The 25219-nt window shown below is 62.2% G+C and carries 32 protein-coding genes; 13 read left to right on the forward strand and 19 right to left on the reverse strand.

Translation table 11 applies throughout. From position 1 onward, the window contains the following. Positions 1 to 51 precede the first annotated feature (51 nt). From ACX82Z_RS15275 to ACX82Z_RS15285, 3 genes are read right to left on the reverse strand one after another with little or no spacing between them, the layout of a single operon-like run. Positions 52 to 1239, reverse strand: coding sequence for an ABC transporter substrate-binding protein (locus tag ACX82Z_RS15275; RefSeq protein WP_459911819.1), 1188 nt, complete (start codon positions 1237 to 1239; stop codon positions 52 to 54). 53 nt (positions 1240 to 1292) lie between these two features. After that, positions 1293 to 2036, reverse strand: a complete 744-nt coding sequence (locus tag ACX82Z_RS15280; protein WP_459589932.1) for an ABC transporter ATP-binding protein — start codon at positions 2034 to 2036, stop codon at positions 1293 to 1295. Beyond that, positions 2029 to 2784: an ABC transporter ATP-binding protein gene (locus ACX82Z_RS15285; RefSeq protein WP_459589933.1), complete on the reverse strand. Its 756-nt coding sequence runs from the start codon at positions 2782 to 2784 to the stop codon at positions 2029 to 2031. Before ACX82Z_RS15285 ends, ACX82Z_RS15280 begins: the two co-directional genes overlap by 8 nt. A 356-nt stretch (positions 2785 to 3140) precedes the next feature. Between ACX82Z_RS15285 and ACX82Z_RS15290 the strand changes: the two genes are divergently transcribed. Beyond that, positions 3141 to 4259 (forward strand): AI-2E family transporter, encoded by a 1119-nt coding sequence (locus ACX82Z_RS15290; protein ID WP_459589934.1) that lies wholly within the window; start codon positions 3141 to 3143, stop codon positions 4257 to 4259. A 4-nt stretch (positions 4260 to 4263) separates the two neighbouring features. Here the strand turns inward: ACX82Z_RS15290 and msrB are convergent, their stop codons facing one another. The 5 genes from msrB to ACX82Z_RS15315 all read right to left on the reverse strand — a co-directional run bounded on the left by msrB (position 4264) and on the right by ACX82Z_RS15315 (position 7245). After that, complete coding sequence (gene msrB / locus ACX82Z_RS15295) at positions 4264 to 4782, reverse strand: peptide-methionine (R)-S-oxide reductase MsrB (protein ID WP_459589935.1); 519 nt, start codon at positions 4780 to 4782, stop codon at positions 4264 to 4266. Between the two features lie 192 nt (positions 4783 to 4974). Next, entirely contained in the window at positions 4975 to 5535 is a 561-nt protein-coding gene (locus ACX82Z_RS15300) for a fasciclin domain-containing protein (protein WP_459589936.1), read from the reverse strand. A 162-nt stretch (positions 5536 to 5697) separates the two neighbouring features. Further along, positions 5698 to 5835 carry a hypothetical protein gene (locus ACX82Z_RS15305; protein ID WP_459589938.1) on the reverse strand — a complete coding sequence of 46 codons (138 nt, stop codon included), beginning with the start codon at positions 5833 to 5835 and terminating at the stop codon, positions 5698 to 5700. Positions 5836 to 5995: 160 nt separating this feature from the next. Further along, positions 5996 to 6709 carry an anti-sigma factor gene (locus ACX82Z_RS15310; protein WP_459589939.1) on the reverse strand — a complete coding sequence of 238 codons (714 nt, stop codon included), beginning with the start codon at positions 6707 to 6709 and terminating at the stop codon, positions 5996 to 5998. Beyond that, positions 6706 to 7245 (reverse strand): sigma-70 family RNA polymerase sigma factor, encoded by a 540-nt coding sequence (locus ACX82Z_RS15315; RefSeq protein ID WP_459911821.1) that lies wholly within the window; start codon positions 7243 to 7245, stop codon positions 6706 to 6708. Before ACX82Z_RS15315 ends, ACX82Z_RS15310 begins: the two co-directional genes overlap by 4 nt. A gap of 124 nt (positions 7246 to 7369) precedes the next feature. On the opposite strand from ACX82Z_RS15315, the gene argB reads away from it, so the two are divergent. The 3 genes from argB to ACX82Z_RS15330 are packed head-to-tail and all read left to right on the forward strand — an operon-like array spanning position 7370 to position 8757. After that, positions 7370 to 8266: an acetylglutamate kinase gene (gene argB / locus ACX82Z_RS15320; protein ID WP_459589940.1), complete on the forward strand. Its 897-nt coding sequence runs from the start codon at positions 7370 to 7372 to the stop codon at positions 8264 to 8266. A 4-nt stretch (positions 8267 to 8270) separates the two neighbouring features. Then, positions 8271 to 8522, forward strand: a complete 252-nt coding sequence (locus ACX82Z_RS15325; protein WP_459589941.1) for a DUF4160 domain-containing protein — start codon at positions 8271 to 8273, stop codon at positions 8520 to 8522. Beyond that, positions 8497 to 8757 (forward strand): DUF2442 domain-containing protein, encoded by a 261-nt coding sequence (locus ACX82Z_RS15330; RefSeq protein ID WP_459589942.1) that lies wholly within the window; start codon positions 8497 to 8499, stop codon positions 8755 to 8757. Before ACX82Z_RS15325 ends, ACX82Z_RS15330 begins: the two co-directional genes overlap by 26 nt. A gap of 4 nt (positions 8758 to 8761) precedes the next feature. On the opposite strand, the gene ACX82Z_RS15335 is transcribed toward ACX82Z_RS15330, so the two are convergent. Both ACX82Z_RS15335 and ACX82Z_RS15340 read right to left on the reverse strand, forming a co-directional pair. After that, a complete protein-coding gene (locus ACX82Z_RS15335) occupies positions 8762 to 9064 on the reverse strand; it encodes an XRE family transcriptional regulator (protein ID WP_459589943.1) in 303 nt (100 codons plus the stop codon). 35 nt (positions 9065 to 9099) lie between these two features. After that, positions 9100 to 10005 (reverse strand): EamA family transporter, encoded by a 906-nt coding sequence (locus ACX82Z_RS15340; protein ID WP_459589944.1) that lies wholly within the window; start codon positions 10003 to 10005, stop codon positions 9100 to 9102. A 91-nt stretch (positions 10006 to 10096) separates the two neighbouring features. On the opposite strand from ACX82Z_RS15340, the gene ACX82Z_RS15345 reads away from it, so the two are divergent. Further along, positions 10097 to 10801 (forward strand): pyrimidine 5'-nucleotidase, encoded by a 705-nt coding sequence (locus ACX82Z_RS15345; protein ID WP_459589945.1) that lies wholly within the window; start codon positions 10097 to 10099, stop codon positions 10799 to 10801. On the opposite strand, the gene ACX82Z_RS15350 is transcribed toward ACX82Z_RS15345, so the two are convergent. Genes ACX82Z_RS15350 through ACX82Z_RS15360 form a run of 3 tightly spaced genes read right to left on the reverse strand, consistent with a single transcriptional unit; the run spans position 10798 to position 12490 of the window. Next, on the reverse strand, positions 10798 to 11064 hold the full coding sequence (locus ACX82Z_RS15350) for a hypothetical protein (RefSeq protein ID WP_459589947.1): 267 nt from the start codon (positions 11062 to 11064) through the stop codon (positions 10798 to 10800). The genes ACX82Z_RS15345 and ACX82Z_RS15350 overlap by 4 nt on opposite strands. A 48-nt stretch (positions 11065 to 11112) precedes the next feature. Next, on the reverse strand, positions 11113 to 11613 hold the full coding sequence (locus ACX82Z_RS15355; protein ID WP_459589948.1) for a copper chaperone PCu(A)C: 501 nt from the start codon (positions 11611 to 11613) through the stop codon (positions 11113 to 11115). A gap of 34 nt (positions 11614 to 11647) precedes the next feature. Further along, on the reverse strand, positions 11648 to 12490 hold the full coding sequence (locus ACX82Z_RS15360; RefSeq protein ID WP_459589949.1) for an LOG family protein: 843 nt from the start codon (positions 12488 to 12490) through the stop codon (positions 11648 to 11650). A gap of 216 nt (positions 12491 to 12706) precedes the next feature. On the opposite strand from ACX82Z_RS15360, the gene dapD reads away from it, so the two are divergent. The 4 genes from dapD to ACX82Z_RS15380 all read left to right on the forward strand — a co-directional run bounded on the left by dapD (position 12707) and on the right by ACX82Z_RS15380 (position 15927). Further along, complete coding sequence (dapD, locus tag ACX82Z_RS15365; protein WP_459589950.1) at positions 12707 to 13561, forward strand: 2,3,4,5-tetrahydropyridine-2,6-dicarboxylate N-succinyltransferase; 855 nt, start codon at positions 12707 to 12709, stop codon at positions 13559 to 13561. Positions 13562 to 13685: 124 nt separating this feature from the next. Further along, positions 13686 to 14054, forward strand: a complete 369-nt coding sequence (locus ACX82Z_RS15370; RefSeq protein ID WP_459589951.1) for a DUF805 domain-containing protein — start codon at positions 13686 to 13688, stop codon at positions 14052 to 14054. 81 nt (positions 14055 to 14135) lie between these two features. After that, complete coding sequence (gene dapE, locus ACX82Z_RS15375) at positions 14136 to 15323, forward strand: succinyl-diaminopimelate desuccinylase (RefSeq protein WP_459589952.1); 1188 nt, start codon at positions 14136 to 14138, stop codon at positions 15321 to 15323. 7 nt (positions 15324 to 15330) lie between these two features. After that, on the forward strand, positions 15331 to 15927 hold the full coding sequence (locus ACX82Z_RS15380) for a transporter (protein ID WP_459589953.1): 597 nt from the start codon (positions 15331 to 15333) through the stop codon (positions 15925 to 15927). Here the strand turns inward: ACX82Z_RS15380 and truA are convergent. The 4 genes from truA to def are packed head-to-tail and all read right to left on the reverse strand — an operon-like array spanning position 15915 to position 18631. Continuing rightward, positions 15915 to 16664 (reverse strand): tRNA pseudouridine(38-40) synthase TruA, encoded by a 750-nt coding sequence (truA, locus tag ACX82Z_RS15385; RefSeq protein ID WP_459589954.1) that lies wholly within the window; start codon positions 16662 to 16664, stop codon positions 15915 to 15917. The two genes, ACX82Z_RS15380 and truA, sit on opposite strands and share 13 nt — an antisense overlap. Further along, entirely contained in the window at positions 16665 to 17171 is a 507-nt protein-coding gene (locus ACX82Z_RS15390; RefSeq protein WP_459589955.1) for a GNAT family N-acetyltransferase, read from the reverse strand. It lies immediately after the preceding gene. Further along, complete coding sequence (gene fmt, locus ACX82Z_RS15395) at positions 17168 to 18097, reverse strand: methionyl-tRNA formyltransferase (RefSeq protein WP_459589956.1); 930 nt, start codon at positions 18095 to 18097, stop codon at positions 17168 to 17170. Before fmt ends, ACX82Z_RS15390 begins: the two co-directional genes overlap by 4 nt. A 3-nt stretch (positions 18098 to 18100) precedes the next feature. Beyond that, a complete protein-coding gene (def, locus tag ACX82Z_RS15400) occupies positions 18101 to 18631 on the reverse strand; it encodes a peptide deformylase (protein WP_459911823.1) in 531 nt (176 codons plus the stop codon). Positions 18632 to 18733: 102 nt separating this feature from the next. Between def and ACX82Z_RS15405 the strand changes: the two genes are divergently transcribed. Together ACX82Z_RS15405 and ACX82Z_RS15410 are read left to right on the forward strand one after the other, a co-directional pair. After that, a complete protein-coding gene (locus ACX82Z_RS15405) occupies positions 18734 to 19969 on the forward strand; it encodes a DNA recombination protein RmuC (RefSeq protein ID WP_459589957.1) in 1236 nt (411 codons plus the stop codon). A gap of 78 nt (positions 19970 to 20047) precedes the next feature. Continuing rightward, the gene (locus tag ACX82Z_RS15410) at positions 20048 to 21100 is read left to right on the forward strand and encodes an Atu2307/SP_0267 family LLM class monooxygenase (protein WP_459589958.1); all 1053 of its coding nucleotides are present in this window, start codon (positions 20048 to 20050) and stop codon (positions 21098 to 21100) included. A 2-nt stretch (positions 21101 to 21102) separates the two neighbouring features. Here the strand turns inward: ACX82Z_RS15410 and ACX82Z_RS15415 are convergent, their stop codons facing one another. Next, positions 21103 to 21900 carry a tetratricopeptide repeat protein gene (locus ACX82Z_RS15415; RefSeq protein WP_459589959.1) on the reverse strand — a complete coding sequence of 266 codons (798 nt, stop codon included), beginning with the start codon at positions 21898 to 21900 and terminating at the stop codon, positions 21103 to 21105. A 118-nt stretch (positions 21901 to 22018) separates the two neighbouring features. Here ACX82Z_RS15415 and ACX82Z_RS15420 point away from each other — a divergent pair, with 118 nt between their 5' ends. Together ACX82Z_RS15420 and ACX82Z_RS15425 are read left to right on the forward strand one after the other, a co-directional pair. Then, positions 22019 to 23395, forward strand: a complete 1377-nt coding sequence (locus ACX82Z_RS15420; protein ID WP_459589960.1) for a leucyl aminopeptidase family protein — start codon at positions 22019 to 22021, stop codon at positions 23393 to 23395. Then, a complete protein-coding gene (locus ACX82Z_RS15425; RefSeq protein ID WP_459589961.1) occupies positions 23392 to 24249 on the forward strand; it encodes a C40 family peptidase in 858 nt (285 codons plus the stop codon). The genes ACX82Z_RS15420 and ACX82Z_RS15425 overlap by 4 nt, the downstream gene beginning before the upstream one ends. Here the strand turns inward: ACX82Z_RS15425 and ACX82Z_RS15430 are convergent, their stop codons facing one another. Beyond that, positions 24250 to 25197, reverse strand: coding sequence for a 2-hydroxyacid dehydrogenase (locus ACX82Z_RS15430; RefSeq protein WP_459589962.1), 948 nt, complete (start codon positions 25195 to 25197; stop codon positions 24250 to 24252). Positions 25198 to 25219 lie beyond the last annotated feature (22 nt).

Consider the following 25219-nt stretch of genomic DNA (forward strand, 5'->3'; position numbering starts at 1 on the left):
GTGCGAAGCGGAGCGCGGACCGTGCCCGCGCGCCACTCATCTTGTGAAAACCTACTCAACCAGCGGGCAGCCACCTTCCTCAAGCGGGCGGAAAGCCTGCGCGGCCGGTGTCGTCGACACGGTCTCGTAATAGTCCCAAGGACCTTGCGACTCGTCCGGGGTCTTTACGCGGAAGAGGTAGGAATCGTGGATCTTGCGGCCATCGGCACGCACCTCACCCTGCCCGAAGAGCACGTCGTCGGTTGGCAGTTCCTTCATCTTCGCGACAACGGCCTGCGATTCCTTGTCACCCAGATTCTCGACCGCTTTCAGGTAATGAAGCACCGCGCTGTAGACGCCGGCCTGGATCATGGACGGCTTGTTGCCGGTCTGCTCCTCGAAGCGGGCCGACCATTCGCGCGTGCCGTCGTTCAGGTCCCAGTAGAAGCTCTCGGTCAGAAGCAGCCCCTGCGCGACATCGAGCCCAAGCGCGTGAATGTCGTTGATGAAGACGAGAAGACCGGCGAGCGACTGGCCTGCCTGCGTGATACCGAATTCGGATGCCTGCTTGATCGAGTTGACCGTATCGCCGCCGGCATTGGCAAGGCCGATAACCTTGGCTCCAGAAGACTGGCCCTGAAGAAGGAACGAGGAAAAGTCGGTGCCGGGGAACGGCGTGCGAACCGAACCGACGACGGTTCCGCCGCTTGCCTCGATGACCGCGGTCGTGTCGCGTTCAAGCGCGTGACCGAAGGCGTAGTCCGCCGTCAGGAAGAACCAGCTATCGCCGCCATTTTCCACGACCGCGCGGCCCGTACCGTTGGCAAGCTGCCAGGTGTCGTACGTCCAGTGGATCGTGTTGGGCGAACAGGCGGAACCGGTCAGATCGGAAGTCGCGGCACCGGAATTCAGGAATACCTTGTCCGCTTCGCGCGTGATGTCATGAACCGCGAGCGCCACCGAAGAGGTTGGAACGTCGACGATCACGTCGACATTTTCCTGGTCGTACCACTGGCGCGCGATGGTCGACCCGACATCCGGCCGGTTCTGGTGGTCGGCCGAGACGATCTCGACATTGATGTCCTTCGATTCGGCGTCGAAATCCTCGACAGCCATGCGTGCCGCGACGACCGAGCCCTCGCCGCCGATATCGGCGTAAAGACCGGAACGGTCGTTGAGAACGCCGATCTTCACGTCGACGGCATAGGCCGGCGCGGCGAAGACCGCAGCGGCGATCGATCCCAGAAGAATCGTCTTCATGTTCATGTGGTCACTCCTCCTCATGCCGCGCTTTCAGGCGCGTGCTTCCTCTCTCAGACGCCCAGATAGGCGTGCAGTTTCCCGATGTTGGCATCGAGTTCGTCGTTCAGGATGTGGTCGACGACCTTGCCCTGCTCGACGACGAAATGACGGTCCGCGACGGTCGATGCGAAGCGGAAGTTCTGCTCGACCAGAACGATGGTGAAGCCCTCCTGCTTCAGCCGCGCGATGGTCTTGCCGATCTGCTGGATGATGACGGGGGCAAGCCCCTCGGTCGGCTCGTCCAGAAGCAGCGTCTTGGCACCGGTGCGCAGGATGCGGCCGATCGCCAGCATCTGCTGCTCGCCGCCCGACAGCTTGGTGCCCTGCGACTGTAGCCGTTCCTTCAGGTTCGGAAACAATTCGAAGATGCGATCGACGCTCATGCCGCCCGACTTGACCTGCGGGGGCAGCATTAAATTCTCCTCGACCGATAGCGAAGAGAAGATGCCCCGCTCCTCCGGGCAATAGGCGATGCCCTGCCGCGCGATAGAGCGTGCAGGCAGCTTGATCGTTTCCCTGCCCTCGAAGGTGACCGAACCGGTACGCTTGCCCAAAATACCCATGATGGCCTTGAGCGTCGTGGTCTTGCCGGCACCGTTGCGACCCAGAAGCGTGACGACCTCTCCCGGCCTCACTTCGAAATTGATGCCGTGCAGCGCGTGGCTCTCGCCGTACCACGCGTTGAGGTCGCGAATGGCAAGAAGCGGCGCGGTGGATGCGGCAGCGGATTTTTCGGCAAGGGCGGCGTCATGCATGGCCGGCTCCGATATAGGCTTCGATCACGCGGGGGTCTTTGGAAACGGTCTCGTAATCGCCTTCGGCCAGCACCTTACCGCGCGCCAGCACCGTGATCGTGTCGGAAAGCGAGGCGACGACCGACAGATTGTGCTCGACCATCAGCACGGTCCGGTTTGCGGAAATGCGCTTGATCAGGGCGGCTATGCGGTCGATGTCCTCCTGCCCCATGCCGGCCATCGGCTCGTCGAGAAGCAGCATTTCGGGATCGAGCGCCAGCGTCGTCGCGATCTCCAGCGCGCGCTTGCGGCCGTAGGAGAGTTCGCCCGCGAACGTGTCGGCGAATTGCGTCAGGCCGACATCGGCGAGCAGTTCGTGGGCGCGGTCGTCGTAATCCGCCAGCACCTTTTCGGAACGCCAGAAATCGAAGCTGTCGCCGCGCTTACGCTGCAATGCGATCCGCACGTTCTCCATCGCGGTCAGGTTCGGGAAGACGGCCGAAATCTGAAATGACCTGGCAAGGCCCAGCCGCGCGATGTCGGCCGGCGACATCGTCGTGATGTCCTGTCCTTTATAGGTGATCGCACCACGCGTGGGCGGCAGGAACTTCGTCAGAAGATTGAAGCACGTCGTCTTGCCGGCCCCATTTGGGCCGATCAGCGCATGGATCGTTCCCTGCTTCACGCTCAGGTCGACGCCTTCCACCGCGAAGAAGCCCTTGAACTCCTTCGTCAGATCACGCGCCGACAGAATGACGCTGTCAGTCATGCAGATATGTTCCTCCTCGACACCCCGACCGTGCGCGTCACCCGGCCTATGTGCCTCCCCCCGAGGCCGACCCGTGCGACGCCCCGTCCATCCGGGCGCTTGTTGTTGCGCAATGAATGCACGGCAGCGCAGCATATGCAAGATCACACGAAAACTACGTTCCGCGCTGCACAAAACCCTTTTTAATCAATCTTCTAGCATGGACCGGAGATGGAATTTTCATACTTAAGTCTAAGTTCGCCAGCGGCTCCGCTACGTCAACGCCGACGGCTCGCAGTCCCACCGTTGACGAATTCGTAACCACGAGCCCTTCATCGCGTCTGGACAAGAACGCGGCGACGGGCGATTGAATTCAGGTGAACGATCTTTCCGCCCACACCGCGCCTGCAAAACGCACGACGCGCGCCTCGCTCGGCTGGCGCACGGCCACCATTGCCGGTGTCGTGCTGGCGATCGCGCTTTGCCTGTTCCTGATCATCTATGCGGCAAGCGGCTTCCTGCTTCTTTTCGCGGGCATCCTGTTCGCCGTGTTCCTCGATGCGCTGACACGCGCGCTCGGCCATGTCCTGCCGATCGCACGCGGACTTCGCCTGACGATCGTTTGCATCGTCACCTCGCTGGCCGCCATCGGCTTTGTCACCAGCGTCGGCGTGACCGCCGTCGCACAGACGCCGGATTTGATCCGGACGCTGGAACGCGAAATTCGAAGCATCGAGCAGATGCTTCAGGAGTATAATGTCGTGGACCTCGTCAGCGAAGAGATCGCCGGCGAAGACGGCACAGGCGAGGAAACCGGCAGTTCTTCCTCACGCTCGGGAGGTATTTCCGACTGGTTGCCCGATCCGTCCGGACTTTTCGGTCAGGTGCGCGCCGCCTTCGCGACGACGTTCGGCGTCATCGGCAATATCGGCGTGATCCTGATCGTCGGTGTTTTCCTTGCCGCCCAGCCGCAGCTTTATCGCAACGGCGCAGTCAAGCTCGTATCGGTCGAAAGCCGGCCGCGTTTCGGCGCCGTCATGGACGAGATCGGCGTCACGCTTCGGTTCTGGCTGATAGGGCAATTCGTGACGATGGGCATCATTGGGCTCGTCGTCTATGCCGCGCTCGCCATCGTCGGAATGCCCGGCGCGATCTTGCTCGGCCTGACGGCGGGCGTGCTCAATTTCATTCCGGTTCTGGGACCGATCCTTGCCGGAATTCCCATCGTTCTCGTCGCCATGTCGCAAGACTGGTGGGTCGTCGGTTATGCGCTCGCCGTCTACTGCGTCGTCCAGTTCATGGAAGGAAACGTGCTGACGCCGCTCATACAGGGCAAGGCGATAAGCCTGCCACCGGCGCTCATCATGGCGTCGCTCGTCATCATGGGACTGTTGTTCGGCTTTGTCGGAATCATTCTCGCGACCCCGTTCGCAGCCGTCATGATGGTTCTCGTCAAGCGCCTCTACATCGAGGACGTGCTTGGCGACACCGCCTGACCGATCAGCCGGCGACGGATGCGCCAGGCTTGAAATTCATCGCCACGCCGTTGATACAGTGCCGCTTGCCGGTCGGCTGCGGACCATCGTCGAAAATATGGCCGAGATGACCGCCGCAGCGTGCGCAATGGCATTCCGTGCGGGTCATGAACATCGAGTTGTCGACCTTGGTGCCGACTGCGCCATCTTCGGATTGCCAGAAACTCGGCCAACCCGTACCGGAATCGTATTTCACCTGCGATGAGTAGACGGCGTTGTCGCAACCGGCGCAGTGAAACATGCCGGTACGCTTTTCGTCGTTAAGCGGGCTCGTGAAGGCACGCTCCGTCCCCTCCTGACGCAATACGCTATACTGCATGTCGCTCAGCATCGCGCGCCATTCGGCATCGGTCTTCGTCACTTCGAAATTGCCTTCGGCAGCCGCCATCGCCTCGGTCGAGATCAGGCGCTGAAAGGGGCCTCCGCCAAAAGTCGCCAGTGCGAAAACACCTGCGCTTCCATAAAGAAACTTTCTGCGTGTCATCGGACATTCTCCAATTTGCGGTCGATCCTACACCGCGCGCCCTTCGAACCGGCATCAATTCGGCTTGAGCGAATTTCGCGATCCTGTCGAAAAGACCCGCCATCGCCCGTGCTCGGTAGCGATGGCGGGCCAGAGCGGCCACGGGATCATACGGAGAGAGGGTACGTCCCGGCCGGTTGCCGTGACGGTTCGTTACATCTTGGGCAACAGAACCGCGTCGATCACATGGATGACGCCATTCGATTGCCGCACATCCGCGATTGTCACATTCGCGGCTCCACCGTTCTCGTCTGTGAGAACGATATTGTCGCCTTCCATGGAAGCCTTCACGACGCAGCCGCCCACGGTGGCGATGTCATGCTCGCCGCCATCGTCGGAGATCATGGTTGCGATCGCGTCCGACATCGCCGCGCCTTCAACGACGTGACAGGTCAGCACCTTCGTAAGCTGCTCCTTGTTTTCGGGCTTGAGCAGATTGTCGACCGTGCCTGCCGGTAGCGCGTCAAACGCTTCGTTCGTGGGCGCGAAGACCGTGAACGGCCCGGCACCCTGAAGCGTTTCGACCAGACCGGCTGCCTGCACCGCGGCCACCAGCGTCGTATGATCGGCCGAATTCATCGCATTCTCGACGATGTTCCTGTCAGGGAACATTTCCGCCCCGCCGACCATCGGATTGTCCTGGGCGAAAGCCGCCCCGGCAAGAGCCGACACGGCAATCGTTCCAGCAAGAAGCACCTGAGTAAAGCTACGCATGTTCGAACCTCCTGTTCGAGCCCTCGAAATGGGGCGCACAGGACAAGGCACGAACCGGCCGATGAAGAAGTTTCAAGGGTTTCAGCACCAGCAAAAAAGAAATCGGCCGGCGATGAGCCGACCGATTTCAATCTTTAGAAAGTGCCAAGGAGCGTTTTCAGCTCACTCAACCGGCGCGGGCGCCGAATCCACCGGAGGCGATTCCATACCCGTCGACTGATCAGTTCCGGCGTCGTCCGTGCATGCGGCCATCGCCAGAAGACCAAGAGCAATAAGCGGGAAAGCAAGAATGCGCTTCATGATGTTCACCTCAAAATTCATTAAATTTCCCAACCCACCAACAAGATAGAGATTACATCTTCAGTGTCTAGGTTGAGAAAATAAACTCACGTCACCTCTCAAAAAATGACGTGAAGCAATATTATAGTTCTGTTAACTGATGATGCGAAGCCAGGCGCGACTAGATGCTTCGAAGATCGCCAGCGGCGACCACAGGCCCTGTCGGTTGACCGGTCGGAGAGCCACCGCCCGGCTCAAGAGAAACCGCCAGGACGGCACCGGCCGCCAGCTTCGCCTGCAATGTATCGTCCGGACGAATATCGAAGCGGTCACCGGCGGCGATCACACCGAGCGATGCCGGCGGTTCATTACCTTCGATCACCCAGAGCTCGAAGTCCCTGTCGGGCGCAGCCGAGCCAGCAACATGCGACAGATGGATCGTTCCCGCCGCTTCGTCGTAAAATGCGAGATATCGCACATCGGTCTCGTCGCTTTCGAGCGACGCGACCATGCGCGGGGCGGCCGGCTGTTCGGCCGGCGGCTGCATGGCCCAGACCGTCATGATTGCCAGCGCAACAACGCAGGCGGCTGCGAGCCCGCGCCACAGCGCAAGACTGCCCCACAAGGATGGCTGTTGCGCAGGCGTGGCCGACGCAAAGATGCGCCGGTCGATCGCCTGCTTGACCGAAGCGGGTGCCTCGACCGCCTCGTAGGCCTGTCCCAGCGGTGAAAAATGGGCCTCCCACCGATCGACGAGCCTCGCGAAACCCGCGTCGGCTTCCAGACGGCGTGCCACCTCCTGCCGCTCGGACGCCGGCAGCACGCCCAGGACGTACTCGGCAGCGAGCGCTTCGTCGCCTCCAAGTTCCGGTTCGTGTTGATCGGTCGGCGTCATCGTTCGAGACAATCCTTCAATTTCATGAGGCTGCGGCGCAGCCAGGTTCTCATCGTGTTGAGCGGTACGTTGTGGCGTTCCGCAAGTTCGGCGTAGCTGTCACCCACCAGATAAGCGCCGCGCACTGCGGCGGCTTTATCCACCTCGAGTTCCTCCAGGCAGTGATGGACGCGCGCATTTTCATCCCCCGAAAGCGTCTGCGCTTCAGGACCCGGTGCGGGATCGACGATTTCGGCCGCCTCGTCGAGCGAGGTCTGCTTCGTGCGCCGTGCCCTGATCCGGTCGATCGAATGATTTCGCGCAACCGCGACAAGCCAGGAAATCGGACTTAAATCCGAGACCGCATACCGGTCGGCCTTCGTCCAGATCTTGACGTAGACTTCCTGCAACGCTTCCTCGGCTTCTGCCCGATCATCCAAGACACGCAAGCACACGCCGAAAAGTTTCGCGTTGGTACGGCGATACAGCAAATCGAACGCCGCCCGGTCGCGCAGCGACGTTCGAACGATCAGCTTGGAGATGTCGGTAGCCGTCATCGCCAACAAACTAGCGGCCTTCGGCGCTTTTGCAATGACCCCCGGGCAAACCCGCTGTTCGCATTTGCCCGCTTCGCCGATTGCCGGTAAAGAGCGACCGCTTTCATTTCGCGCGAGGAAACCCATGACGACCGAAAAGCTCGGAACCGCCGAGGAGCAGGCCCGCCTTCTCTCCGCAGCCCTGCCCTTCATGCAGCGCTACGAGAACAAAACAGTCGTGGTGAAATATGGCGGCCACGCCATGGGCAATATCGAGCTCGGCCGCGCCTTTGCGCGCGATATCGCGCTTCTCAAGCAATCGGGCGTCAACCCGATCGTCGTTCACGGCGGCGGGCCGCAGATCGGCGCGATGCTGACTAAAATGGGCATCGAATCGAAGTTCGAGGGCGGCCTGCGCGTCACCGACGAAAAGACGGTCGAGATCGTCGAGATGGTTCTGGCCGGCTCGATCAACAAGGAGATCGTCGCCCTGATCAATGCCGAAGGCGAATGGGCCATCGGGCTTTGCGGCAAGGACGGCAACATGGTCTTTGCCGAAAAGGCGCAGAAGAAATTCGTCGATCCCGATTCCAATATCGAGCGGGTTCTCGATCTCGGCTTCGTCGGCGAGCCAGTCGAGGTCGACCGCACGCTGCTCGACCTTCTGGCGCGTTCGGAGATGATCCCGGTGCTGGCCCCCGTCGCCCCCGGCCGCGACGGCCACACCTACAACATCAACGCCGACACGTTCGCCGGTGCCATCGCGGGCGCACTCAGCGCCTCGCGCCTCCTGTTCCTCACCGACGTGCCGGGCGTCCTCGACAAGAACAAGAAGCTGATCGACGAATTGACGGTGTCCGAGGCGCGGCAACTCATCGCCGAAGGTACGATTTCCGGCGGCATGATCCCCAAGGTCGAGACCTGCATCGAGGCGATCGAGCGCGGTGTCGAAGGCGTCGTCATCCTCAACGGCAAGACGCCGCATTCGGTACTGCTGGAGCTTTTTACCGAACACGGCGCGGGCACATTGATCGTGCCGTAACGACATGCCGGTCGTCTTCCGTCATCGCGGTCTCAGGTTCATCTTCTATTCCAATGAAGGCGATCCACGCGAACCGATGCATATTCATGCCGTCAAGGACGGCATAGACGCCAAATTCTGGCTTTGGCCGGAGGTAGGCGTGGCATACAATGACGGCTATAATGCCAAAACGTTACGCGAACTGGTCGAAATCATCGCCGATCGCCGCCCGGAAATCGCGAGGGCATGGAATGAATTCTTTGGTGAAAGCAACTAACGTACGATTTGACGTCGATAGTTTCTGGGTTGAACTCTCTGACGGTCGCACACTGGGCGTGCCGCTTGCGTGGTTTCCGCGCCTTCTTCATGCCTCCATCGATCAGTTGCAACGGGTGACGATCAGTACACGAGGGCTGCACTGGGAGGAGCTCGACGAGGATATTTCGATCGCCGCATTGCTGCGCGGTCGCGGCGATCAAACGCGTGATTACTCCTCGGAAAACGCCGCCTGAGCGCTCACGGCACGTCGTCATGGGCGACGATGCCGCCCTCGCCTTCGAGCCGCGCGATCCGCTTTCGCTCCGATACGGTGAATTTCAGGCGCACGCCTGCGCCCCGGCTGTCTTCGGGGATAAAGACCGCGCCGAGCTTTTCCAGAGTGCTTTGGAGGGTCGCGACAGTCGCCGAATCCGGCTCGGAAATCCGGCGCTCGAACGCCTCGATCACGGCTTCGTCGATGCCCGACAGGCGTGCGAGCTTCTCGCGCGAAATTTCAACCAGCGCCCGTCCGGCGCAGCATAGCGGTCCCGTCATCGTCATAGCGTCGTCTCCTTAAATTCGACCTGCCGAACAAACTAGGGCATCAGAACCAGCACGACGATACCCGCGACGATCAGCACGCAGCCGGCGATTTCCATGCGGTTGATGCGCTCCTTGAAGAACAGTACCGAGGCGGCGAAGGTGAAGATCATCTCGATCTGAGCAAGCGCCTTGACGATGGCCGCCTGCTGAAGCGTCATCGCCATGAACCAGCCGAAGGATGCCGTCGCGCCCATCAGACCGGTAAAAAGGGCAGGCTTCCATGCACGAGCGATCCGGCCGATCTCCGCACGGTCGCGCCACAGCATCCATCCTGCCATGATCAATGTCTGGAACACGATGACGAAGGCGAGCGTGACGGCTGCCTGCATCATGAAGTTCGGCCCGCCGAGCGCGAGCGAAGCGGCGCGGTAGGAGACGCCCGAAACGCCGAAGAACGCGCCCGACGCGAGGCCGATCAACGCGTTTCGCGCGAAAACGGAGGCGATGAGGTTGCGCCATGTCAATTGCGTATGCGCCACTGAAATCAGCATGACGCCGAAGACGCTGATCGCGATGGCCGCGATGGCGCCGGCTGTGACGACCTCGCCGAAAAAGATGAGCGCGAATATGGCCGCCTGTGCGGGTTCGGTGCGCGAATAGGCGGTGCCGACCGCAAAATTGCGGAACGAGAAGAGATGGATCAGCAGAAACGTCGCCGCAATCTGGGCAAGCGCACCGATTAAGGCCCAGAAGAAGAAGCCGGTGTTCGGGCTCGGCAATTCGTATCCGGCGAAAAAATGAAGCCCGGCGACGAAGGCGAGGGCGAAGGGAACGCCGAAGCCGAAACGCACGAATGTCGCTCCGGTCGTGCCCATCACGCTTTTCAGGTGTTTTTGTCCGGCCGACCGCAGGTTCTGCAGGAATGCGGCTGCGATGGTGATGGGTATCCAAAGTTCCATGGATCGCCGCTAGCCCAGACGCGCCACCAGCACAACTGCCGCCGCAGCGAAATCTCTTGGACCATCGCGCGCGAGGCTTCATAAGAGCGTCATGACAAATCGCCCCGATCCCGCCCGCTTCGCCCATGTCACCGACTGGGTGTTCGATCTCGACAACACGCTTTACCCGCACCACACGAACCTTTTCGCGCAGATCGACGTTCGCATGACGCGCTATATCGCAGACCTTCTTGAATTGCCGTCCGATCAGGCGCGCATCATGCAAAAGGAGCTCTACAAGGAATACGGGACGACGATGAAAGGGCTGATGGAGCGCCATGCCATCGACCCGGACGATTTCCTGCAAAAGGTCCATGACATTGACTATTCGCCGGTCGAGGCCTCGCCTGAACTGGGGACGGCCATCAAGGCGTTGCCCGGTCGCAAGTTCATATTCACGAATGGCGACCGCAAGCATGCCGAAAACACGGCACGGCAGCTCGGTATTCTCGACCATTTCGACGACATCTTCGACATCGTAGCCGCCGGGCTGAACCCGAAGCCCGCGCGCGCGACCTATGACAAGTTCGTTGCGCTACACAAAGTCGCCGGGCCGAACGCGGCGATGTTCGAGGATCTGGCGCGCAACCTTGCGGCACCCAAGGCGCTCGGCATGACGACGGTATTGATCGTCCCGCGCAATTTCGAGCCGACTTTCACGGAAATCTGGGAACAGGACCCCGATCACGAAGACGACGTCGATTACGTCACCGACGATCTGACATCGTTTCTCGGATCAGTCCTCCAGAAGAGTTAGAGGCGCGGATCGGAGGTGCGGTCCGCTACGGGATCGACAGCATCTTCCGGCGTCGTGCCGGCGTTGCGCGAGGGCGGCAGGTCGCCAAGCTGCTCGGCGCTGGAGACGCCCGGCCGCTTGTCCTTTTCAAATTCGCCGTCGCGCTTTTCAGCCTCGTCCGGCAAGGAATCCTGCGGGCGATCGCTCGGTCGTTCGGGGTGGCCGAAATCCTTTTCCTGCTGATCGCGGATGATGTCGTCGTCGGTGCTGGTGCGTCCGTCCATAACCGTTCTCCTTTGCTGGAGAAACGCCATCGCCGGCCGCCTGTTCCGTCAATGCGCCGCCGATGCCGTCGACGCGGACGCGCGCACCGGAAAGGAAACGACGACGCTTCCGGCCTTTTCGAAGTCCAGCGTCACCTCGACCTCGCCGCCGGGTCGAAGATAGCCGTCGACGTTGCTCATCACGAAGCGCAGCGCACCTGGAGCGAACTCAACGCTGTCGCCCGGTTTGATCGCGACGCCATCGTCGCCCCTATCGCCGGACAATTCCACGCGGGCGGCCGCCACCGAGCTTGCGCCCAGAAGCCGGTCGGCGGCTCTGCCGCGATTGAGTATTTTCAGATGGACGCTCGCCGATGTCTGGCCCCACTCCATAGCGTCGATCCTCGCGCCGGAAAGCTGAAGATCTCCGGCCATCACCGTTTCGATGTCGACGCAGCCGGAAAGGCTCGTTGTTGCGCTTGTAGGGCAATCGCTTCTGCCCGCCGTCGCCGGAGCGGAAACGAATGCAAAGCCGATCAATCCGGCTGCCGCGATACGAAGCATGGCCATATTCATTTCGACAACGGCCCTTTCCGGCCTTTCGTCACGCGATCTCGTAGAAACGCGCGATAATGTCCCATGCGTCCTGCGCGGTATCGACGAAATCGATGATGTCCTGATCGCCGGGCGAGATCGTGCCCTGCTCGGCAAGAAAATCGAGATCGACGGCGCGTTCCCAGAACGCCTTGCCAAAGCAGATGACCGGGACGCGCTCCATGCGGCCGGTCTGAATCAGCGTCAGCGTCTCGAAGAATTCGTCCATCGTGCCGAAGCCGCCCGGAAAGACGCAGACCGCCTTGGCGCGCATGACGAAGTGCATCTTGCGAATGGCGAAGTAGTGGAAGTTGAAGCAAAGCTCGGGCGTCACGTAGAGGTTCGGCGCCTGTTCATGCGGAAGAACGATGTTGAGCCCGATCGAGGGCGCGTCGACATCTGCCGCACCACGGTTTCCCGCTTCCATCACGCCCGGCCCGCCGCCGGTCACGACCACGAATTCACGGTGATCGAACCTGGCCGAATGCTGCGAGCACAGCCGCGCGAATTCGCGCGCTTCCTCGTAATATTTGGCGTTGGCGAGAAGGTTCTTCGCCTGCACCTCGTTCTTGGCCGCCCAGGCTTCGCCGCCCGGCTCCGGAATACGCGCGCCGCCGAACAGGATCACGGTCGACTGGATGCCGCGTTCCTGCAGCGCCAGGTCCGGTTTCAAAAGCTCGAGTTGAAGACGCACCGGCCGCAATTCGCGCCGCGTCATGAATTCGGCGTCGTCCCAGGCAAGCCGATAGGTCGGCGCAAGCGTCTGCGGTGTCTCCGGCACGCTTTTCGCCCGCTCGCGATCCTCGCTGGAGTGCGGCAGCGGCGACCAGCTGCGTTCGTTCTTTGCATCCATGAAAAGGCATGTCCTTTTTCGTTGCCTGCGGCGCATCAAACGCCGACTCATACGAAGTCAGATAACGGAAGTGCCAAGCCTTGCAAGACAAGCCTGCGCCAACCTTTCCACTGATTGACCCGCCCCTGCGCTTGCCCTAGTTTCCGCGCGACTTTGCCCGCCCGCAAGTTCTCCCGGCGCGCGGCTTCCTAACAGACCTGATAATGGAGCAAATTGATGACACGGCCCGACCTCGGCGCGCTCGAACAGACCATAGAAAAAGCATTCGACGCACGCGACGGGATCGGAACCGAAACCAAAGGCGAAGTCCGCGAAGCGGTCGAGACCGCGCTCAATCTTCTCGACAAGGGTGAGGCCCGTGTCGCCGAGCGTCAGTCCGACAGCGCATGGACCGTCAATCAGTGGTTGAAGAAGGCTGTGCTCCTGTCTTTTCGCCTGAACCCGATGGAAATCATCAAGGGTGGGCCGGGCGATTCGGTCTGGTGGGACAAGGTGCCGTCCAAGTTCGAAGGCTGGTCGGCGAACGAGTTCGAGCGCTCAGGCTTCCGCGCCGTTCCGAACGCGGTAGTGCGCCGCTCCGCCTTCATCGCGCCGGGCGCGGTGCTGATGCCGTCCTTCGTCAATCTGGGCGCCTATGTCGGCGAAGGCACGATGGTCGACACCTGGGCGACGGTCGGCTCCTGCGCGCAGATCGGCAAGAACGTGCATCTTTCAGGCGGCGTCGGCATCGGCGGCGTCCTTGAGCCGCTTCAGGCCGGACCCACCATCATCGAGGACAATTGCTTCATCGGCGCGCGTTCGGAAGTCGTCGAGGGCTGCATCGTGCGTGAGGGCGCGGTTCTCGGCATGGGCGTCTATATCGGCAAGTCGACCAAGATCGTGGACCGCGAAACCGGTGAAATCCATATGGGCGAGGTCCCGGCCTATTCGGTCGTCGTTTCCGGCACCCTGCCCGGCAAGAATTTTCCGAATGGCGAACCGGGACCGAGCCTCTACTGCGCGGTCATCGTGAAGAAGGTTGATGAGAAGACCCGCTCCAAGACCTCGATCAACGAATTGCTGCGCGCCTAGACCATGATGTCAAAAAGTGGGAACCGGTTTTCGGGCGACATCAGGGTCTAACTCAATATTTTGTCGCATGTCTGCGACGCCAAGCGGCCCATTTGGCTACATCATGCTCCAGCGGAGACCAATCTTGACCCAGGCACCCATCTTCTGGCTGTTCTTCGGCCTCAAGGGCCGCATCAGCCGCGTCGCGTTCCTGCTCGGCGGGTTGTTGATGACAGTCGTAACCTTTTTCGTGCTCTACCGCATGTCTGCGGCGGAAGATCAGGATCAGGCATTCCAGTTCTGGAACACGGTGCTGTCGGTCGTGGTCTTCGTTTCGCTCTGGTGCCAGGCGGCGCTGGCCGCCAAGCGTCTGCACGACTTCGGCCGTCCGGGCATTCTCGCGGTCACGATGTTCATTCCCCTGGTCAATTTCGTCGCCTTCGTCGCGCTATGCCTCATTCCCGGCCAGCCGGGACCGAACAAATACGGCACGGTCGCCAACGCGCCGAACTGACGGACGCAAAATCGCTTCGCACTTTTGCTGCAATTGCTTTGAACTGATGACAGCAGCGCCGCTCTGGACTATCGAAGCGGCATGACCCTACCGATCGATCCCGCCGCCAATCTTTCCACTCTCATCCGCTGCCCGTCCGTGACGCCCGCCGAAGGCGGCGCGCTGTCCGCGCTGGAGGCGATGGTGAAGCCGATGGGATTTTCCGTCGACCGGCCGACTTTCTCGGAAAACGGCACGCCTGACGTTGAGAACCTCTACGCCCGCCTATCGGGCAACGGGCCGCATCTGATGTTCGCGGGCCACACGGATGTCGTGCCGCCCGGCGACGAGGCATCGTGGACGCATCCGCCCTTTTCGGCGGAAGTGGCGAACGGGATGATGTATGGACGCGGCGCGGTCGACATGAAGGGCGGCATCGCCTGCTTCGTCGCCGCCGTCGCGCGCTACGTGGAAAAGCACGGCAAGCTCAAAGGTTCGGTCTCGCTGCTCATCACCGGCGACGAGGAAGGCCCGGCGATCAACGGGACGACGAAGCTTCTCGACTGGGCGAAGGCCAAGGGCGAGGAATGGGACGCCGCGATCGTCGGCGAACCGACGAACCCGAACGCGCTCGGCGACATGATCAAGATCGGCCGGCGCGGCTCGATCTCCGGTCAGGTGACAATCAACGGTCGGCAGGGCCACGCGGCCTATCCGCATCTCGCCGACAATCCGGTGCGCGGGATCGTGCCGCTCCTCGACGCGCTGATGCATCCGCCGCTCGATACGGGCACGGACGAGTTCCAGCCGACCAATCTGGAAATCACCACGGTCGATGTCGGCAACGCGGCCGTCAACGTCATCCCCGCCAAGGCGAGCGCGAAGTTCAACATCCGCTTCAACGACACGTGGACGGCCGAGACGCTGCAGGCCGAAATCCATAATAGGCTCGACCAGGCCGCCACGGATGCGCGACTGCGCCCCGGCCGCGAGGAGCCGGTCGATTTCGACCTCGTCTGGCTCGGGCGTCCTAGCCCGGTTTTTCTCACGCGCGACGAGAAGCTGACCGAGACGCTGGCTGCTTCCGTTCAGACCGTCACCGGCCGGACACCGCAGCTTTCGACTTCGGGCGGAACATCCGACGCGCGCTTCATCAAGGATTTCTGTCCCGTCGTCGAATTCGGGCTCGTGGGCCAAACCATGCATATGGTGGACGAGCGCGTGGCTCTTGCCGATCTGGAAACGCTGACGCAAATCTATCTTCGCTTCCTCGAGAACTGGTTCGGGTAAACTGAAAATGCCGTCGGCAGACTATATCCAGCAATCGCTTTCCGGCGCGGCCCGGCTGATGGCCGGCAGGAAAGACGGCGTTCGCTTTCTGGATCTTTCGGCGGACGGTTTCTGGACATCCTTCTTTGCGATCGTCATCTCGCTGCCCGCCATGACGGTGGGGTGGGTGACGCTGGCCAACGACCTTGCCTTTCAGGGCGACGGCATCGGCAGCCGATTATCGATCGTGCTGCGGCTGGCAGCGATCGACATGCTGGCGTGGATCATCCCGCTCGGCATGCTCGTTCTCGTTGCAAAGCTGGCCGGCATGGCCAATCGTCTGGTCCATTACGTCGTCGCCTCGAACTGGGGCGCGGCGATCTATGTGTGGATCATGCTGCCGCCGTCTCTCGTGCGGCTGTTCTGGCCGGATGCCGGTGAAAGTCTGACGGCCTTTTCCCTTGGCCTCTTCTTCTTCACCATGGTCCTGTCATGGCGGCTGACAAACGCCGTGCTCGACAAGGGCGCAGCCTACGCAACGGGCGTTTTCTCGGCGATGTTCTTCGCCTCGCTGGTCGTGCTTTTCACGCTTCAGGGCGTGTTCGGGCTCGTTCAGGCCGGATAATCGACGCGGATCAGGAACAGGCCGTCGGGCGGCGCGACCTGTCCGCAACGCGGCCGATCGGCGGCATCGAGCGCCGCGCGCACATCGGCTGCGCTCCACGCCCCCTCGCCTGCGCGCTTCAGCGTGCCGACCATCGAACGCACCTGATTGTGCAGGAAGGACCGCGCCGATGCGCGTATCTCGATGATGTCGCCGTCGCGCTTCACGTCGAGCCGGTCGAGCGTGCGGACCGGACTGTTGGCCTGGCACTGGACCGAACGGAAGGTGGTGAAGTCATGCCTGCCGAGAAGCGTCTGCGCGGCTTCGTGCATGGCAGCCGCGTCGAGCGCCTTCGGCACATGCCACGCACGGCCCCGGTCGAGCGCAGCGGGCGCACGTCGGTTCAGGATGCGGTAGAGATAGTGCCGTGCGGTGGCGGAAAAGCGCGCGTCGAAGTCTGCCTCCACCGCCTGAACGGCGAAGACAGCGATCGCGTCGCCGGCCAGCTTCAGGTGCGCGTTGAGCGCGCCCATGAGCTTGTCGGCAGTCCAGTCGCGTTCCAGATGGACATGCGCGACCTGCCCGCTCGCATGGACGCCGGCATCGGTACGCCCCGCGCCTCGGATCGAAACGGTCTCGCCGGTAAAACGCGAAATCGCCTCCTCGATCGCCTGTTGCACGGTCGGCAAATCCGCCTGCCGCTGCCAGCCGGAATAGGGCATGCCGTCATATTCGATATCGAGCCGGTAGCGCGGCATCTATAGGTCCGAAAAGGCAGGAGCGTAGATCAACCGCCCCATGGTCGGAGCTTCCGGCGAAAACGCCAACGCCTGCAAGGCATCGCCCTGCCAATCGCTTTCGAACTTCGCGGCACGGGCACGCGTATAACCGAAGCGGCCGTAATAGGCCGGATCGCCCAGCACCACGGATAGTTCCTCGCCGGCGGCGCGCAGCATGTGATGCGCGTTTTCGATCAGTGCGCTGCCGACACCGATGCCACGGCTTTGGGCACGCACGGCGACCGGCGCGAGCGCCACGGCATCGGCGCTGCGGTTCTTCGATTCCACCATAAGGCGCGAGAAAAGCACATGGCCGTAAAGCTGCCCTTCGTGGAGCGCGACGAGTTCGAGCACGTCATCGCCGTTTGCACGCAGCGCATCGACCAGACGCGCCTCGGCCGGCCCGCCGAACGCCTCTTCCAGAAGCCAGCGCACTTCCTCGGCGTCGTCCGTCTCGAAAGGCCGGATCACGAGACCGCGCTTCACAGCACATCCCCCTTTTTCAGCCCGGCCCCGCGCAGGAAATCCGCTGCCGCTACCGAACGCCCGCCCGCGCGCTGGACTTCGATGAGACGAACGGCACCTGAACCGCACGCGACGGTGAGCGCGTCGTCGAGCAATGTTCCGGGCGAGCCTGCGCCTGCGCCCATCGTGGAGCGCAACAGCTTCAGGCGCTCGGCCTTGCCGCCGATATGCGCCTCGCACCATGCACCGGGAAACGGCGACAAACCGCGGATTTTATCGTGAACTTCGCGCGCCGGCCGCGACCAGTCGATGCGTGTCTCGTCCTTGGAAATCTTGGCCGCGTAGGTCGCTTCGCCCGCCTGCGGCTGCGTCGCCAGCGTTCCGGCTTCGAGGCGAGCCATCGCGTCCGCCATCAATGCCGCGCCGACATCGCGCAACGCGTCGTGCAATTCGCCGGCTGTCATGTCCGCGCCGATCGCGACCTTTTCGGTCAGTGCGACAGGGCCGGTGTCGAGACCTTCATCCATCCGCATGATCATCATGCCTGTCTCGTCGTCTCCGGCCATGATCGCCCGCTGGATCGGGGCCGCCCCGCGCCAGCGCGGCAAAAGCGACGCGTGGCCGTTAAACGCGCCAAGCCGTGTACCTTCGAGGATCGCCTTCGGCAGCAAAAGACCATAAGCGACGACGACCGCGACATCGGCGTGGAGCGCGCGGAACGCTGCCTGCTCGGCCTCGCCCTTGAGCGAAATCGGCGTTCGCACATCGATGCCGAGTTCTTCGGCAAGTTCGTGCACGGGCGATTTCTTCAGTTCCAGCCCACGCCGTCCGGCCGGACGCGGCGGCTGCGAATAGGCGGCGACGATTTCGTGACCCGCATCCGCCAAGGCTTTAAGCGTAGTCGCAGAAAACTCCGGCGTCCCCATGAAGACGATGCGCAGCGCCACGACCTAGCCCGCCAGACGCGACGGCGCCTTGTCGCGGGCGAGTTTCTTGAATTTGCGAACGACCATATCGCGCTTGAGCTTGGAAATGTGGTCGATGAACAGGATACCGTTCAGATGATCGATCTCGTGCTGAAGGCACGTCGCCATCAGCCCGTCGGCGGTCATCTCCTGCGCCTTGCCGTCACGGTCGAGATAGCTGACCGTCACCGTCTCGGGACGTTCGACCTCGGCATAATAATCGGGGATCGACAGGCAGCCTTCCTCATAGATCGAAACGCTGTCGCCAGACGTGACGACTTCCGGGTTGATGAAGACGTGCGGCGTCTTTTCCTCACCTTCCTTGGCAAGGTCGATGACCAGCATGCGGATCGGCTCGCCGACCTGGATCGCGGCAAGGCCGATGCCGGGCGCGTCGTACATCGTCTCTAACATGTCGTCGGCGAATTTGCGCGCCGCGTCGTCGACGCGTTCCAGAGGCTTCGAGATATCGCGCAAAAGCGGATCGGGCAAAATGATGAGAGGCTTGATCGTCATCGCCGTGAGGTAGTCCGTCATGCCGCGCCCGTCAACTTGATCGCTTAGAAACGTTCACGTTTTGATCTTATATTGGAGATGCGAATCGTCTAGTGTCCTTCGATGGACGCTTCGCAAACGCTTTTCGCCACTCCGCTCTTTCAGCTTGGCGCGACCACGATCACTGTCGGTCATGCGATGATCGCGGTCGTCGTTCTGGTCGTGGTTCTCGTGATTTTGCTCGTCGTGGCGCTGTCGCGCGCCGCCCGCGCGCAGGCCGAGATCGCAGAGGAAAATGCCGCCCGCGCCCGCGAGGCCGACGCGCGTCTTGCCGAGATCACCCGCGCGCAAGTCGAAATGCAGGGCCGGATGGGCACGATCGCGGAAGTGTTCGGTTCGCGTCAGGCCGAACTCAACAAGGCGATCGGCGAACGCCTCGACGGCATGACTTCTCGGCTCGGCCAATCGATCACCGAACAGACGAAATCGACCCACGAGAACCTCGCAAAATTGCAGGAACGTCTCGCCGTCATCGACACCGCGCAATCGAACATCCAGTCGCTTGCCGGTCAGGTCGTCCAGCTTCAGCACATCTTGTCGAACAAGCAGACGCGCGGCGCGTTCGGACAGGCGCGCATGGAGGCGATCGTCGCGGACGGGCTGCCGAACGGCGCCTATGAATTCCAGACGACGCTGTCGAACGGCAGCCGCCCCGACTGCACGATCCGCATGCCCAACGGCGCGCCGGACCTCGTCATCGATGCGAAATTCCCGCTCGAAGCGTGGAATGCGATCCGCGCGGCGGCCGAGGCGGAAAACGCGGACGCACAAAAACATGCGGCGCAGAATTTCCGCCGCGATGTTGAAGTGCATCTCAAGGCGATCGCCGACAAATATCTCATACAGGGAGAGACGCAGGACACGGCCTTCATGTTCGTGCCGTCCGAATCCATCTTCGCCGAAATCCACGAGAATTTCGAAGCGCTCGTCCAAAAGGCGCATCGCGCGCGCATCGTCATCGTGTCGCCCTCGCTCCTGATGCTCTCGATCCAGGTTATCCAGGCCGTGTTGAAGGACGCGCGCATGCGCGAACAGGCGCATCTGATCCAGGGCGAGGTGGTGCGCCTGATGGATGATCTCGGGCGGTTGGACGACCGGGTGCGCAAGCTCCAGACCCATTTCGGGCAAGCCAACCGCGATATCGACCAGATCCTGACCTCGACCGAAAAGCTCACCAAGCGCGGCGAAAAGATCGAGGCGCTGGAACTCGACGCCCCCCAGATCGAGGACAAGGCGGAGGCTCGCTCGGCCGAGACGCGTTCCGGTTCGCTGCGCCTTCGTATCGTCGACGACGAATAGACTGTTCACAATCGGGCGACTGGCAATTGATCGTCGAAATCCATACCTCCGCCTTCAATTCATGAAGGAATATCGCTTATGGAAATCGGCCTTCACACATTCGGCGATGTCGGCACCGATCCCGTCACGGGCAAGGCAACGACGTCCGCACAGCGCCTGACCAATCTCGTCGAGGAGATCGAACTGGCCGATCAGCTCGGCCTCGACCTTTTCGGCGTCGGCGAACATCACCGGCCCGACTATGCTGTTTCATCGCCGGCCGTCGCTTTGGCCGCCGCTGCGACGCGCACAAAGAACATCAAGCTTTCGAGCGCCGTCTCGGTGCTTTCCTCGGACGATCCGATCCGCGTATTCCAGCAGTTTGCCACGCTCGACAATCTGTCGAACGGCCGCGCCGAGATCATGGCGGGGCGCGGCTCCTTCATCGAATCCTTTCCGCTCTTCGGCTACGACCTCGGCGATTACGACACGCTGTTCGCCGAAAAGCTCGAAATGCTCCTCGCGCTCAACGAAGGCGAAATCTTTTCATGGGAGGGCGGCCAGCACACGCCGCGCGTTTCCGAACGGGGCGTCTATCCACGTCCTGTCAACGGCAAGCTGCCGATCTGGCTCGCGGTCGGCGGAACGCCGGCGTCCGTCGGACGCGCGGCGATGCTTGGCCTGCCGCTTGCACTTGCCATCATCGGCGGCGAGCCGGCGCGTTTCGTTCCGTTCTTCAAGCTTTATCGCGAGGCGGCGGAAAAGTTCGGACGCGATCCGACAACGCTGAAGACCTCGATCAACGTCCACGGTTTCGTCGGCGAAACGCGCAAGGAAGCGATTGAAATCTTCTACCCGGCGCAGGCCGAGGTCATGAACCGGATCGGACGCGAGCGCGGCTGGCCGCCCACCAGCCGGGCGCAGTTCGAGGCGGCTGCCGGCCCGCGCGGCGCGCAGTTCGTCGGCGACGCCTCAGAGCTTACCGACAAGATCCTCGCGCATCACGAGATTTTCGGCTTCGACCGCTTCGTGATTCAGATGGCGGTCGGCGTCATGGAGCATTCCAAGCTCCTGAAGGCGATCGAGATCTTCGGAACGCGTGTTGCACCTGAGGTGAAAAAGGCCGTCGGCGCGAAACGGACGGCGGCATGACCTCAGCCGTCTTCGCGCGCCAGATCGTTCCACGCGTTTTGCTGGGCCAGCATAGAGCGCAGATAGGTGACGTTTGCCTGCGCCTGCTCGGGTGAAAGCTCGCGCGACGCGATCGCCTCCGCATCCGAAAAGCGGCCCTGCAAACCGACGACAAGCGCCAGATTCTGGCGAACGCGGCTGTCGGCGCCGGGCTGGGTGACGGCGGTCTGGAGGTAGGTTTCAGCCCCCTTCAGATCACCTTCGAGCAGATGCGACATGCCCAGATTGGACAGTACGCTCGGATCGTTCGGCGCGAGGTCGAGCGCGCGGGTATAAAGCCTGCGCGCTTCAGTGGGCTGACCGAGTTGGTCGAGGATCGCGCCTTCGGCCGACATCAGCTTCCAGTCGGGATATTCGGGCGTCTGCGCGCGGCGAACGGCGTCGAGCGCGGGCTGAAGATCGCCGGCCGCTGCCAGCGCCTTGCCATAGGCGGCAAGAACGCTGCGGTCGCTGGGATGATCGATCGCGGCCTTGCGCATCACGGCAAGCGCCTGCTCGGCGCGCCCGTCCATCTGCAGCACTTCGGCATATTGCATCGCGACATTCATATCGCCGGGATTGCGCGTATAGGCGTTGCCGAGCTGGTTGGCCGTGGAGCGAAGCTCCGGCGCGGACATCTGCGTAACGGAGCCGGTCGTGGTGCGGTCGACCGAGCCGGTCGTCATCTGGCGCACATTCGCGCAACCGCCCAGCATCAGCGCCAGCGCGACCAGAACACCCGCCCTTTTCAGCTTCGATGCATTTTGGCGATTGATCGACATCGGTCCGACCTCCACAAAGGAACGGTGCAAACGCACCCGTTAACAGGTCGAGAAATATTCCGTTAACCCTAACGGAGCGTTAAAAGAAGACGAGCCGCCTCGCGTATCAGGAGAATTCATGCCCCTCGAAATCACAGACACGCCGCTTTCGAAAGCGAAGACGATTCACGTTGTCTCGAAGGGAGGCGTCGACGCCGCTCCGGTTGATGCGTCGGCGCATGGATGGGCGGCGACCAACGGCTTTTCCGGACAGGCCGGGCGAATTCTCGTCCTGCCGGACGCGCAGGGCGGTATCGCCGGTGCGCTTGCGGGGACTGGCGAAGAAACCGGCGCGGCCCGCTCGATGGCGCTTGGCCGGCTGGGCCGCGACTTGCCCGCCGGCGAGTGGACTTTCGCGCCCGGCGGCTACGACCCGCACATCGCAGCGCTCGCCGTGCTTTTGGGCGGCTACCGCTTCGAGCGCTACCGCAAGGCGCAGGACAAGGACATCCGCCTTCAGCTACCCGCCGGTGCCGATCTTGCCCGTGTGACCCGCGAGGCCGACGGCGTTCGCCTCGTGCGCGATCTCATCAACACGCCGACGAGCGACATGGGGCCGGCCGAACTCGAAACCGCCACACGCGAACTTGCCGCCCGTCACAAGGCGAAGGTTTCGACCGTCGAAGGCGACGCGCTCCTGAAGCAGAATTTCCCGATGATCCACGCGGTCGGACGCGCGTCCGCCAGCGCGCCGCGCCTCATCGACCTGACATGGGGGGCGAAGGACGCGCCGAAGATCACGCTCGTCGGAAAGGGCGTCTGCTTCGACACGGGCGGGCTCGACATCAAGCCGGCAAGCGGCATGCTTTTGATGAAAAAGGATATGGGCGGTGCCGCGAACGTGCTCGGCCTTGCCTCGATGATCATGGCCGCCGGGCTGAACGTGCGCCTGCGTGTCCTCATCCCCGCCGTCGAGAACTCCATTTCGGCCAACGCCTTTCGCCCCGGCGACGTTCTGACCAGCCGCAAGGGCCTCACTGTCGAGATCGGCAACACGGATGCGGAAGGGCGGCTCGTGCTTGCCGATGCGCTTGCGCTCGCTGACGAAGAAAAGCCGGAGCTTCTGATCGACATGGCGACGCTGACCGGTGCTGCGCGCGTGGCACTCGGGCCGGACCTGCCGCCCTTCTTCACCGACGACGAGGATCTTGCTCTGGCACTTGGGCGAGCCGGAGAGACCGCCGCCGATCCCGTCTGGCGCATGCCGCTCTGGAAACCGTATGGCAAGAAGCTTTCCTCGCGCATCGCCGATTTGAACAATGTGACGACCGACGGGTTTGCCGGTGCGGTCACCGCCGCGCTTTTCCTCCAGCGCTTCGTTGAGGACGCAAAAAGCTGGGTTCATTTCGACGTCTTCGGCTGGAACCCGGTGGAAAAACCACACGCGCCCATCGGCGGCGAGGCACAGGCGATCCGCGCCTTGATGCAAATCCTCGAAAGCCGCTTTGCCAAATGACCGGCCTCGACCGTCGTCTGAATGCCTTCAGGCCGGACCTCGCCAGCGAAAAGCTGCGCGGAAAAGTCGATGCGCCGCGCTTCGTCGAGGGGCGGCTTGCGCAGGTCAAGGTGCCGGTTCTGGACCTGAGACCGACACCTCGGGCCGATGGCGGCATCGACACGCAGCTTCTTCATGGGGCGAGTGTCCGCGTCCTCGACGAGGCGGAAGGCTGGGCCTGGCTGCAGGCCGAAGCGGACGGCTATGTGGGGTATGCTTCCTCGTCCGCGCTCGGCCCGGTCGAGGACAATACCCATGTCGTCACCGCGCAGCGCAGCTTCGTCTATCGCGGCGCAGACCTTCGTTTCGACCGCACCGAAGCCCATTCGATGGGCGCGACCGTCCGCATCGTCGGCGAAGCCGAGACGCGCGGCACGCGTTATGGGTTGCTGGACACCGGCGAAGCGATGATCCTCGATCATCTGCGTCAGGTCGAAAGCGTCGAGATCGATTATGTGGCGGTAGCCGAACGGTTCGAGCATACGCCTTATCTTTGGGGCGGGACGTCCGGCTTCGGCATCGACTGCTCCGGCATCGTTCAATTGTCGATGCGTATAGCGGGCATCAGCGTGCTGCGCGACACGGACATGCAGGCGACGACCATAGGCACTCCCCTCGACATCGGCAGCGATCTCGCAGGTCTTCAACGCGGCGACCTCGTCTTCTGGAAGGGCCATGTCGCAATCATGCTGGACGCGACGACGATGATCCATGCCAACGGTCATACGATGACGGTGGCCCGCGAAACGCTGTCTAATGCCATAGAGCGCATCGGCTATCTTTATGGCGGGCCGACGGGCTTCAGGCGACCCTGATCAATATCCTGCCGCGCGGTCTACGACATGCTGCAAAGACTCGCCGCGTTCCAGCCGAGCCATCTGCTCCAGCATAAGCGGCGCCAGATGGTTCGCATCCGATGTCGCGGCAGCATGAGGCGTCACGAATACGCGCGGATGCGACCAGAGCGGGCTTGAGACCGCCAGCGGCTCGGCCTCGAACACGTCGAGGCTCGCTTCCTTCAGCGTACCGTCATCGAGCGCACGCAGGATGTCGGTTTCCTTTTGCAGCTTGCCGCGCCCCGCATTGATCAGGCATGCGCCGCCCAGACCGTTGTCCCGCCGCAGCTTCGACAGAAGATCATAGTCCACGATGCCCTCGGTCGCCGGCGTGTGCGGCAGGAGGACGACGAGAATATCCGTCGAATTCAAAAACGGTGTCCGCCCTGCCTCACCGCTGAACGTCTCAACACCCTCGACCGTTCGTGGGGAACGCGTCCAGCCTTTGACCTGATAACCGATCGCGCCGAGCGCCTTCGCGGCCGCACGCCCGAGTTCGCCAAGGCCCAATATGCCGACCGAAATGTCGGGTGACGGTGGCTGCGCCGCCTCGCGCCAGTTCTTCCGTGCCTGCTCGGCCCGATAGAACATGCCCTGCCGGTGATGGTCCGTGACGCGCCAGACGACATAGTCGACCATATGCTGCGTCAGGTTCTTTGCCACCACCCGCACGATCGGCACGTCCGGCAGATCGGGATCGGTCAGGATATGGTCGACGCCCGCGCCCATGGAGAAGATAACTTTCAGATTCGGCAGCCCGGCCAACATTCCATGCCGATGTTTCCAGACCACGGCGTAGTCGACGTCAGGATCGGCCGGCCCGGACGCTTCGAGAACGACCTTGCGATCCTTCGCCAGAAGATTTTGCCAGACTTTCGGATCAGGGCCGTTGAGCGCCAGCAGGACGCACCCCTTGTCGTTCGTCATGTCGTGATCCCGTATTCTCGAG

The organism is Aliihoeflea sp. PC F10.4 (genome assembly GCF_054612275.1).

Excerpts from the sequence above, each read along its gene's own strand:
- def (WP_459911823.1), bottom strand. The coding sequence starts at position 18,631 with ATGACGATCAAGCCTCTCATCATTTTGCCCGATCCGCTTTTGCGCGAT.
- ACX82Z_RS15380 (WP_459589953.1), top strand. The coding sequence starts at position 15,331 with ATGCCGTCGGCAGACTATATCCAGCAATCGCTTTCCGGCGCGGCCCGG.
- ACX82Z_RS15410 (WP_459589958.1), top strand. The coding sequence starts at position 20,048 with ATGGAAATCGGCCTTCACACATTCGGCGATGTCGGCACCGATCCCGTC.
- ACX82Z_RS15405 (WP_459589957.1), top strand. The coding sequence starts at position 18,734 with ATGGACGCTTCGCAAACGCTTTTCGCCACTCCGCTCTTTCAGCTTGGC.
- argB (WP_459589940.1), top strand. The coding sequence starts at position 7,370 with ATGACGACCGAAAAGCTCGGAACCGCCGAGGAGCAGGCCCGCCTTCTC.
- dapE (WP_459589952.1), top strand. The coding sequence starts at position 14,136 with ATGACCCTACCGATCGATCCCGCCGCCAATCTTTCCACTCTCATCCGC.
- ACX82Z_RS15300 (WP_459589936.1), bottom strand. The coding sequence starts at position 5,535 with ATGCGTAGCTTTACTCAGGTGCTTCTTGCTGGAACGATTGCCGTGTCG.
- ACX82Z_RS15425 (WP_459589961.1), top strand. The coding sequence starts at position 23,392 with ATGACCGGCCTCGACCGTCGTCTGAATGCCTTCAGGCCGGACCTCGCC.
- dapD (WP_459589950.1), top strand. The coding sequence starts at position 12,707 with ATGACACGGCCCGACCTCGGCGCGCTCGAACAGACCATAGAAAAAGCA.
- ACX82Z_RS15315 (WP_459911821.1), bottom strand. The coding sequence starts at position 7,245 with ATGACGGCTACCGACATCTCCAAGCTGATCGTTCGAACGTCGCTGCGC.
- ACX82Z_RS15420 (WP_459589960.1), top strand. The coding sequence starts at position 22,019 with ATGCCCCTCGAAATCACAGACACGCCGCTTTCGAAAGCGAAGACGATT.
- ACX82Z_RS15415 (WP_459589959.1), bottom strand. The coding sequence starts at position 21,900 with ATGTCGATCAATCGCCAAAATGCATCGAAGCTGAAAAGGGCGGGTGTT.
- truA (WP_459589954.1), bottom strand. The coding sequence starts at position 16,664 with ATGCCGCGCTACCGGCTCGATATCGAATATGACGGCATGCCCTATTCC.
- ACX82Z_RS15275 (WP_459911819.1), bottom strand. The coding sequence starts at position 1,239 with ATGAAGACGATTCTTCTGGGATCGATCGCCGCTGCGGTCTTCGCCGCG.
- ACX82Z_RS15330 (WP_459589942.1), top strand. The coding sequence starts at position 8,497 with ATGAATTCTTTGGTGAAAGCAACTAACGTACGATTTGACGTCGATAGT.
- ACX82Z_RS15280 (WP_459589932.1), bottom strand. The coding sequence starts at position 2,036 with ATGCATGACGCCGCCCTTGCCGAAAAATCCGCTGCCGCATCCACCGCG.
- ACX82Z_RS15310 (WP_459589939.1), bottom strand. The coding sequence starts at position 6,709 with ATGACGCCGACCGATCAACACGAACCGGAACTTGGAGGCGACGAAGCG.
- ACX82Z_RS15325 (WP_459589941.1), top strand. The coding sequence starts at position 8,271 with ATGCCGGTCGTCTTCCGTCATCGCGGTCTCAGGTTCATCTTCTATTCC.
- ACX82Z_RS15360 (WP_459589949.1), bottom strand. The coding sequence starts at position 12,490 with ATGGATGCAAAGAACGAACGCAGCTGGTCGCCGCTGCCGCACTCCAGC.
- ACX82Z_RS15340 (WP_459589944.1), bottom strand. The coding sequence starts at position 10,005 with ATGGAACTTTGGATACCCATCACCATCGCAGCCGCATTCCTGCAGAAC.
- ACX82Z_RS15350 (WP_459589947.1), bottom strand. The coding sequence starts at position 11,064 with ATGGACGGACGCACCAGCACCGACGACGACATCATCCGCGATCAGCAG.
- ACX82Z_RS15355 (WP_459589948.1), bottom strand. The coding sequence starts at position 11,613 with ATGGCCATGCTTCGTATCGCGGCAGCCGGATTGATCGGCTTTGCATTC.
- ACX82Z_RS15430 (WP_459589962.1), bottom strand. The coding sequence starts at position 25,197 with ATGACGAACGACAAGGGGTGCGTCCTGCTGGCGCTCAACGGCCCTGAT.
- ACX82Z_RS15285 (WP_459589933.1), bottom strand. The coding sequence starts at position 2,784 with ATGACTGACAGCGTCATTCTGTCGGCGCGTGATCTGACGAAGGAGTTC.
- msrB (WP_459589935.1), bottom strand. The coding sequence starts at position 4,782 with ATGACACGCAGAAAGTTTCTTTATGGAAGCGCAGGTGTTTTCGCACTG.
- ACX82Z_RS15305 (WP_459589938.1), bottom strand. The coding sequence starts at position 5,835 with ATGAAGCGCATTCTTGCTTTCCCGCTTATTGCTCTTGGTCTTCTGGCG.
- ACX82Z_RS15345 (WP_459589945.1), top strand. The coding sequence starts at position 10,097 with ATGACAAATCGCCCCGATCCCGCCCGCTTCGCCCATGTCACCGACTGG.
- ACX82Z_RS15335 (WP_459589943.1), bottom strand. The coding sequence starts at position 9,064 with ATGACGATGACGGGACCGCTATGCTGCGCCGGACGGGCGCTGGTTGAA.